We start from the raw sequence: 8,811 nt of genomic DNA, 5'->3' as shown, positions 1-8,811 counted from the left end.
ATATCTGACGATGGTGAAAAATTTCCGCAGCAATGGGAAAACGCCGCTGCATCTATGTATGTATTGGAAAAACCGCAACCGGGATATCCACAAGGCATTCCATACGGTTTGGCTGTAGGGAATCATGATCAGACTAAAAGCCAGTATCCTGTAAGTGGAAAAACGGATCAGTACAACAAGTACTTTGGCATTGCACATTTTAAAGATAAGAAATGGTATGGCGGTCACTACGGCGATAACAACGATAGTCATTATGATCTTTTCGAAGCAGGCGGCATGAAGTTCATCAGTATTTTTTTAGAATATGATTCTTATGGAGAAGATATTGAGGGTATGAACAAGTGGGCCAGCCAGGTACTGGAGAAATACAGCGACAGGAAAGCCATACTCGTTAGTCATTCCATCATTCATTTCAACAAAAAAAAGGGCACTAATGAAAAAGGCTTTCCGAAGTTTTCAAAACAGGCCCAACGTGTGTTCGACCGGTTAAAAAGTTACCCTAATGTGATGTTAACCTTATCAGGCCATGTGGGAGATAATGGAGAAGGATACCGGCAGGATGGCTACGCAGGAAATGTTATCAGGTCATTTTTGTCGGATTACCAAAGCCGGCCAAATGGCGGTCATGGATTAATGCGTTTGATGAAATTTTCGAAGTCGAAAGACCTGATCAGCGTCCGTACTTTTTCACCTTATACCGGGGAAGAAGAAAAAGATGCTGACAGTGAATTTACGCTTCCCTGGCTGCATCATACCACAGTAGCCCGTTACCACGATTATAACAACGACGGGCAAACTGATATAGCTTTCTTTGCCAATGGTGTATGGAAAATAGCAGGGCAGCGGGAAGTAGCATTTGGTAAAGAAGGAGATATTCCCGCCCCGGCAGATTATAACGGTGACGGCAAAACGGAGTTGGCCGTGTTCCGGCCTTCAGAAGGTAAGTTTTATTTCCGGGATGGAGAAACGGTAACGCTCGGGCAGCAGGGCGATATACCGGTGTGTGGCGATTATGACGGCGATGGTTTTGCAGATGTTGCAGTATACCGGCCGTCTAATCTGACCTGGTATTTCAATGGTATGGACAATATCCGGTTCGGGCATAAAAAAGGCATTCCTGTTCCGGCAGATTATGATGGGGATGGCCTGCTGGATGTAGGGATATTCCGCACCGACAATTCCTTATGGCAAACAAGTTTGGGTAATATCCCGCTGCAGGTAAAGCATGTGGCTGGCGATATTCCTGTTCCCGGCGATTATGATGGCGATGGCAGGGCTGAAATGGCCGTGTTCCGTCCTTCCACCGGCGAATGGATTATTGACAGGTTTAAAGAACCGGTAAAGCTTGGAAAAGCGGGAGATATCCCGGTTCCCGGCAACTATTTTAAAGATGGGAAAACTTATCCTGCCGTTTACAGGGAAGGTAAGATCTATCTTGAAAACGGGAACACCATAGCAGCCAACCAGGGAAGAGTAACTGAACTGGTGAAATAGTTGTGACAGTGACAATGAAAAAATAAGGCCGGGTAACTTCACCCGGCCTTATCAATTTTATTCTTCATTGGCCGGCTGCCTGCCGCGATGTTTTCGCAACTGTGTCAGCAATGCACTCATATCTTTTGGCAAAGGCGCTTCAATCGTATATTCTTTGCCGGAAGGATCCTTAAAGATCAGCATAGATGCGTGAAGGGCTAACCGGCTAAGTAAAGGGCGTTCTTCTTCTGTATGTTTGCCCAATTTGAATTTCTTTTTAATGGAAGATAACATCACAGGTTGTGCACTACCATAAAATTCATCTACTGCAATAGGATGGCCCAGGAATTTCATATGCACCCTGATCTGGTGAGTACGGCCGGTGTGGATCTGCATTCTCACCAGGCTGAAAAGTCCAAATTCCTCAAGCACTTCGTAATCTGTAGAAGAGGGTTTTCCTTTGCGGTTAGTGACCATTTTACCCTTTTGTACAGGGTGTTCCATGATACCTTCGCTTACATTGCCTTGTTTGGGTACCGGCTGCCCGCTTACGAGGCCCAGGTAAAACTTTTTCACATCCCTGCTTTCAAAAAGCTGTGAGAAATATTTATGCGCTGTTTCATTTCGGGCAAAAAGGATAATCCCGCTGGTATCGCGGTCGAGCCGGTGTACGGTATATATTTCCCCGTATGCCTTTTTCATGACCGCTATCAGGGAAGTAAGCTCATTATCATGACGGTCGGGTAATGTAAGCATTCCTGAAGGCTTGTTTATTACAACAAAATCAGGTGTTTCCAGTATAATATGTTCTGTTAATCGCATTCCGTAATTCGGCGGTTATTTTTTAAAGTGTTTCAGCAGGATTACTTCTTTCTCATTGAGGAAGCGCCACTGGCCACGGTTCAGTGTTTTTTTGGTAAGCCCTGCATACATTACACGGTCCAGCTTTTCCACAGTATATTCCAGGTGCTCAAAGATGCGGCGCACAATACGGTTTTTACCACTGTGGATTTCGATGCCTACCTGCTTTTTATCTTTCGGATCCACATAGCCCAGTGCATCTACCAGTGCTACGCCATCTTCCAGGGTTACGCCAGCAATGATCTTCTCAAAGTCGGTTTTGGTGAGTGGTTTGTCCAGTTCTACCTGGTAGATCTTTTTGATATTGTGTTTCGGATGGGCCAGGCGCTGTGCCAGTTCTCCATCGTTGGTGAGCAGCAGTAACCCCGACGTATTGCGGTCGAGGCGCCCTACAGGATACACCCTTTCATTTTCTGCTGCATCCTGGATCAGGTCCATTACGGTTTTGCGGCCTTCGGGATCATCGGTGGTGGTGATGTAGCCTTTAGGTTTATTCAGGAGAATGTATACCAGGTTTTTGGTAGGGGTGATTTTTTTATCCTGCATAGTTACCACATCGGCGGTGGTTACTTTAGTAGCAGGTTCAAGCACCACTTTCCCGTTTACGGTTACTTTGCCTTCCTTGATCAGGTCTACCGCTTTCCTGCGGGAGCAAAGACCACAATGCGCTACAAATTTATTCAGCGGCATTTCCCCGGGGCCGAATATACTTTCTTTGGGTTCGTTCGTATGTTCGTTATCGTTAGTGCCTCTTACTTTTACACTTTTTTTTCTATCCTGTTTATCGGCGAAGCGTTCGTTTGCTTTATCAAAGAATTTTTTACGGTTAAAGCCGCTGGGTGTTTCTTTGCCGCCTTTTTTCTTTTCTCCATGGAAATGGAAGGCGCTGTCGTCGCTTTTCCTGGCGGTTCCTGTGCCGTAGGTGCGTTTACGCGGAGGTCTTTCTCCACTATCTTCTTTGTCAAAGCTGCGGGTGCGTTCCGGGCGTTCGTTATCTTTTCTGAAAGTGTTGAAAGCGCGCTCGCTGTCTGGTTTATCTTTTCCGTCTTTGAAGTCGCTGTTGCGTTTGTAAGAAGGTTTTTCGTCTTTATCGAAACGTTTACGGAAGCCTGGTTTTTCATCGCGGCCAAAGGAGCGTTTATCATCGCTTTTTCCGAAGGAGCGTTTATCATCGCTTCTGCCAAAAGAGCGTTTTTCTTCACTTCTTTCACCAAAGCTGCGTTTGAACGTTGGTTTATCTTCGCTGCTGTTGCGTTTCCCGCGCTGAGGCTTGTCATTTCCCAGGCTGTCGGTGGCGGGGCCTTTTTTACGGGCCGGCCTGCCGTTGTTATCGAAAGTACGTTTGCGGAACGACGGTTTTTCATCACCGTTACGGGAGGAGGAACTATCAGCGCCGCGGTTATCTTTTGCAGATGCTCTTCCTGGCCTTTCGCCATCCGCGGAAGAGCGGTTGCGGTTGCCTGCTGGTTTGTCGCTCTTGCCAAATTTGTTATCCCTTGATGGACCAAACCCTTTTTTAGCAGGTTGTTTTTTCTTCATAAATTATTATTGATTGATGATCATACGCAGATGATCAATAGGAATATTATTATAGTATCAGCCTTTATTGGCCAGTTGTCCGCATGCTGCATCGATATCTTTACCACGGCTGCGGCGTAATCTTGCATTCACACGGTTTTTTGCAAGATATTCCATGAATTGTTCAGCAGTTTGAGCATCCGGTTTCTGGAACCTGGCCATATCGATCGGGTTGTATTCGATAATATTTACCAGGTCAGCAGGTACCTGCCTGTATATTTTAATCAGCTCATCAGCATCCTGTTTTGAGTCGTTAAAATCTTTGAAGAGGATATATTCGAAAGAGATTTCATTTTCAGTGGCCTTATAGAAGTAGTTCAACGCATCTATCAGTTCCTTCAGGCTGTTGGAATCGTTGATAGGCATAATTTCGCTGCGTTTTTTATCATTGGCGGCGTGTAAAGACAGTGCCAGGTTAAAACGCACTTTATCGTCGCCCAGCTGCCTGATCATTTTGGCAACGCCGGCAGTAGAAACGGTAATACGTTTCGGCGACATTCCCAATCCTTCGGGAGAAGTGATCCGCTCAATTGCCTGCAGTACATTTTTGTAATTAAGCAGGGGTTCGCCCATACCCATGAACACAATGTTGCTCAGTTTTTTACCGGATGATTCTATGGCCTGTTTGTTAATGAGGACCACTTCATCATAAATTTCATCATAATCGAGGTTACGTTTGCGGTCCATATAACCGGTAGCGCAGAACTTGCAGCTCAGGCTGCAGCCTACCTGTGATGACACACAGGCGGTTTGCCGGGTGTCTGTAGGAATCAGCACACCTTCCACAAGATGATTATCGTGTAAGCGGAAGCGGCTTTTGATGGTGCCGTCATTGCTTTGCTGTATAGCATCTACCTTCACAGCCGGAAGGGTAAAATGCTCCGTTAATTTTTGTCTTAATTCTTTGGAGAGATTGGTCATTGCCTCAAAACTATCGGCATGCCGCAGCCAGAGCCATTCGTATACCTGTTTTGCACGGAAAGGCTTTTCGCCTATTGACCCGAAATATTCCTGTAAAGCCGGTAAACTTAGGTGCCGGATGTTTTTATTGTCAGCCTTCATTATCATTATTTGAGCAACTGGCTGCCTTACGGCAGTCGGAAAGTAACTGCAAAGATACGTAATATTGGCGTACTGACAGAATGGCCTTTAAAAACAAGTGCCACAGCCGTTTCCAGCTGTGGCACCCGCTTGTGTTGGTGTACCGGTTTATTTCATCCAGTTGGCAGCAAAATTTGTGTGGAATGCTTCCGGTATTCTCTCCCCTGGTGGGTTTACTTCATCCAGATGGCAGCGAAATGCGATGAGTTATCATAACCCTGTACCCGGAACAGCTGGTATCCCTGGGCGCTGAGATCGGTGAATTTAGCCTGGTAGTCGGCCGGCGACATATTTAAGTAAGAATAATACGCCTTGCTCCGGGGCCACCAGAGCCCGCCTACATTATTCTGGCTGCCGTTTTCCTCTATATTCACATTTACTGTCATCAACCCTGCTTTGTTCAGTTCATCAAATTTTTTAACAAAGTCGTTGGCATTCATACCATAATACATGTAAAATCCTCCTGGATTATTGCTGCCAAACACCCCGGCGTGATAGCGTTTTCCTCCCGCATAATATACCACATGCTCGGTTACGCGCATTTTCTGTTGTTCCACATAGGTTTTCCATTTGGCGGCATATACTTCATCAGTAACGTTATGCACGGCGACAAAGCTTTCATTGCCTCTTTTCTGCCAGATAGCGGTGAACAGGGGGAGACCCGCATTATCGCTGGTAACGGAGATCTGCCGGGGAATATATCCTTTGCCATAATACTCGTCAAAGTACTGCTGGTACTGGTTACCGTTCATATTAATGCGGCAGTACCAGGCGCCGGGCAATCCATGCTGGAAAGAGCCGGAGGCAAGGTACTGGTTGCCGGATTTATGCACGCTCAGTGTTTGCAGCGCCATACCCATGCCGGTGTAGTAGCCCCAGTACTGCGTAATATATTGCACCGGTACATTATGAAAAGATGGATAGAAAGGAGCAAAGAACCGGTTGAACGCGCCATTGGCGCCTATTTCATAGCAGGCGCTGTTACTGCTTTCGGAGGTGGCATATACCCCAAATGGATCTACCTCCATCCAGTCGGCGCCGGTACCCGGACTTTTTATCCAAAGCATAAAGTGAAGGTGGTTATTAGCCGTATTGGGATTGGTGGGAGTACCATCCTGGTTAAGTCCCCATCCGGCGCCGCCAAAGCCTGTATTGCCGGCCCAGGCAATTTGCTGACCTGCGTACACATTATCTCCCGCTTTTACTTTTAGCTTCTGGGCATTTGTGCCCCACAGTAATTGTGATGGGTTGGGCAGATTAGCGAATTTTTTATACTTGGTATCGCGGGCATCTTTGTCATTAGGGTCTTTTACATTGATGACCTTCGCATTGGCTACATCATGGTCAAACCCTCCACGGAGATGGAAGTAACCGGTGCGGTAGGAAGTGCCGTCTGCGGCTTTATGCTCTATGATCACTACATTTCCAAAGAACGGGTCCCACATTGCAGTAACTACTTTCCCTGCAGCAGCGGCATACACGCCAAAAGTAGGATCTATCCCGGGGCCGTAGGCATCGCTGGTTTTGAGGAAGTCTACCGAGCCATGACCGCTACCGTTATCGTATTTCCATGCACCGGCAGGGTATACCTTGCTATTGGTGTACGGAAGGAAAAACGGCACTTTGGGCGACAGGCTTTGTGCAAAGGTGCGGGCGTCGTTCTCATTGCTGAATACCGCTGCCGGAGAGGCATACAGCAGGCTTTTACCTGCTACTTCATCTTTGATGGAATAGCTGCAACAGCCGATGGTTACAGTTGGCGGCGTACAATACGCGGGGGCATTGGCCTTTTTAAACGTAATCACTTTTTTGTCGGGTAGCAGCTGGAGGTTATCAATACTGATTTGCCTTGTGGTGTTGTCTGCAGCCAGGTTCCATTTAGGAGCGGCCCGGAGATTTCTTACGTTTACGGCGCCGCGGGGAATTGCCACCTGCCGGGAAGGTTCGGGGCCTTCCATTATTTTGGCGGTAGGCTTAATGGGTCTGTACAGAAGTTCGGAAAGGTTTGCCTCATTCTCTCCTGCGGGTTGTTGAGCTTTCACAATTACGGGTGTGTTGCTGAGCAAACAGGTTGCCAGCCACACCATGCTACTAAGGTGTTTCATTTTGGGGTTATTTTTTGATACAATTAATGACAGCGGCAAAACTAGTCCCGGCGAAGGGAGCAGTCAAGTCACAATTCCTGGAAGGCGGAAATAGGATTATATCTGGCGGTTTTTGTGAATTTCCGCATAAGCGGGGTCAAAATCTGCGACCTTTCTCCGCGGGGTAGCGGAAAAGGAGCATAGCGGTATTTCTGCATGGCAGAGGCCACGGTGCGCCGTGAACTTGAAACGGTGGCGGAAGAAGCATAGCAGTATTTCTGCGGAAGGCGCCTTCCGGAAGATTTAGCAGCTGTTTTATTAAACTGTTTATCCCGGGTATGGGAGATGAAGAAAGGGTTTACATTTTCTGTTTGCGCTTGTGAGCCGGGTACGCCGGGGATGCAATGTTGTTTCGTAGTTTTATTGGCTGAGTTAACGGGATGTGTTTTATTTGCATATAAACCAAAACAACCACATGCAAGTTGCATATATTGTAGATGCGGTGCGTACGCCTATAGGCCGCTATGGGGGCGCATTAAGTACAGTCCGCCCGGATGATCTGCTGGCGCTGCTGCTCAAAGCGCTGATGGAGAGAAATCCTTCACTTAATCCTGCTGTAATAGAAGATGTAATTGCCGGCGCTGCCAACCAGGCTGGTGAAGATAACCGGAATGTAGCGCGTATGGCCGCTTTGCTGGCAGGATTGCCGGTAACGGTAGCGGGGAATACGGTAAATCGTTTATGCGCTTCCGGTATGCAGGCGATTATGGATGCTTCACGTGCCATCATGTGCGGGGAAGGGGATGTATACCTGGCCGGCGGTGTAGAAAGCATGACCCGCGCGCCTTTTGTGATGAGTAAATCCGACGGGGCTTTCAGCCGTAAAACAGAGATGTATGATTCCACTATCGGCTGGCGGTTTACGAATAAAAAACTGGCGGACATGTATTATCCTTTTTCTATGGGTGAAACCGCAGAGAATGTGGCCAACCAATGGAAAATAGGCAGGGAAGAACAGGATCTTTTTGCATTGCGGAGTCAAACCCTTTACAAACAGGCCCTGGAAGCGGGTAAATGGCAGGATGAGATCATCCCGGTACCCATCACGCCCAATAAAGAAGAACAGGTTATTTTTTCAAAAGACGAACATCCCCGTGATACCACGCTGGAAAAGCTTTCCGGCCTGCGTCCGGCTTTTGCAAAGGGAGGTTCGGTTACAGCCGGTAATTCTTCCGGTATCAACGATGGCGCCGCCGCCGTATTAATTGTATCTGAAAAGGCGCTGAAGCAGTTTAATCTTCAGCCGTTGGCGCAAATAAAGAGTATGGCGGTAGCGGGTGTGGATCCCTCTATCATGGGAATAGGCCCGGTTCCCGCTTCCAGGAAGGCTTTGCAACGTGCCGGTATCACGGCAAACCAGCTTCACCTGGCTGAACTGAATGAAGCCTTTGCGGCACAATCGCTCGCCTGTATGCGCGACCTGGCACTGAACCCCGATATCGTAAATGTAAACGGCGGGGCTATTGCTATCGGGCATCCGCTGGGTTGCAGCGGTGCCCGCATTACGGCTACTTTGCTCCACGAAATGAAACGGAGAGGTGCGAGATACGGATTGGCTACCATGTGCGTGGGCGTGGGGCAGGGGGCTGCTATGGTATTTGAGCGGATCTGAGCGGAGTTTGTCTGACTCAGGATTAAACTGATTACGCTGATT

General features: G+C 47.7%; 6 protein-coding genes. 2 read left to right on the top strand and 4 right to left on the bottom strand.

Translation table 11 applies throughout. The annotated features are described in order from the left end of the window. Positions 1–1,494: hypothetical protein (locus tag VN105_RS19905; RefSeq protein ID WP_325643449.1), on the top strand; the 1,494-nt coding region annotated here is incomplete at its 5' end. 57 nt (positions 1,495–1,551) lie between these two features. On the opposite strand, the gene VN105_RS19900 is transcribed toward VN105_RS19905, so the two are convergent. The 4 genes from VN105_RS19900 to VN105_RS19885 all read right to left on the bottom strand — a co-directional run bounded on the left by VN105_RS19900 (position 1,552) and on the right by VN105_RS19885 (position 7,118). Further along, positions 1,552–2,295, bottom strand: coding sequence for an RluA family pseudouridine synthase (locus VN105_RS19900; protein WP_325643447.1), 744 nt, complete (start codon positions 2,293–2,295; stop codon positions 1,552–1,554). Positions 2,296–2,310: 15 nt separating this feature from the next. Beyond that, the gene (locus VN105_RS19895; RefSeq protein ID WP_325643445.1) at positions 2,311–3,873 is read right to left on the bottom strand and encodes a pseudouridine synthase; all 1,563 of its coding nucleotides are present in this window, start codon (positions 3,871–3,873) and stop codon (positions 2,311–2,313) included. 57 nt (positions 3,874–3,930) lie between these two features. Then, entirely contained in the window at positions 3,931–4,974 is a 1,044-nt protein-coding gene (rlmN, locus tag VN105_RS19890) for a 23S rRNA (adenine(2503)-C(2))-methyltransferase RlmN (RefSeq protein WP_325643443.1), read from the bottom strand. A 212-nt stretch (positions 4,975–5,186) separates the two neighbouring features. Next, positions 5,187–7,118 carry a hypothetical protein gene (locus VN105_RS19885; protein ID WP_325643441.1) on the bottom strand — a complete coding sequence of 644 codons (1,932 nt, stop codon included), beginning with the start codon at positions 7,116–7,118 and terminating at the stop codon, positions 5,187–5,189. A gap of 454 nt (positions 7,119–7,572) precedes the next feature. Here VN105_RS19885 and VN105_RS19880 point away from each other — a divergent pair, with 454 nt between their 5' ends. Continuing rightward, complete coding sequence (locus tag VN105_RS19880; RefSeq protein ID WP_325643439.1) at positions 7,573–8,769, top strand: acetyl-CoA C-acyltransferase; 1,197 nt, start codon at positions 7,573–7,575, stop codon at positions 8,767–8,769. Positions 8,770–8,811 lie beyond the last annotated feature (42 nt).

This window comes from Chitinophaga sp., from assembly GCF_035564935.1.
GTDB lineage: Bacteria > Bacteroidota > Bacteroidia > Chitinophagales > Chitinophagaceae > Chitinophaga.
This window is presented reverse-complemented; position numbering and strand designations above follow the sequence as displayed.

Bases quoted from the DNA above. Each gene is read 5' to 3' on its own strand.
- VN105_RS19880 (WP_325643439.1), top strand. From the start codon at position 7,573: ATGCAAGTTGCATATATTGTAGATGCGGTGCGTACGCCTATAGGCCGC.
- VN105_RS19885 (WP_325643441.1), bottom strand. From the start codon at position 7,118: ATGAAACACCTTAGTAGCATGGTGTGGCTGGCAACCTGTTTGCTCAGC.
- VN105_RS19900 (WP_325643447.1), bottom strand. From the start codon at position 2,295: ATGCGATTAACAGAACATATTATACTGGAAACACCTGATTTTGTTGTA.
- rlmN (WP_325643443.1), bottom strand. From the start codon at position 4,974: ATGAAGGCTGACAATAAAAACATCCGGCACCTAAGTTTACCGGCTTTA.
- VN105_RS19895 (WP_325643445.1), bottom strand. From the start codon at position 3,873: ATGAAGAAAAAACAACCTGCTAAAAAAGGGTTTGGTCCATCAAGGGAT.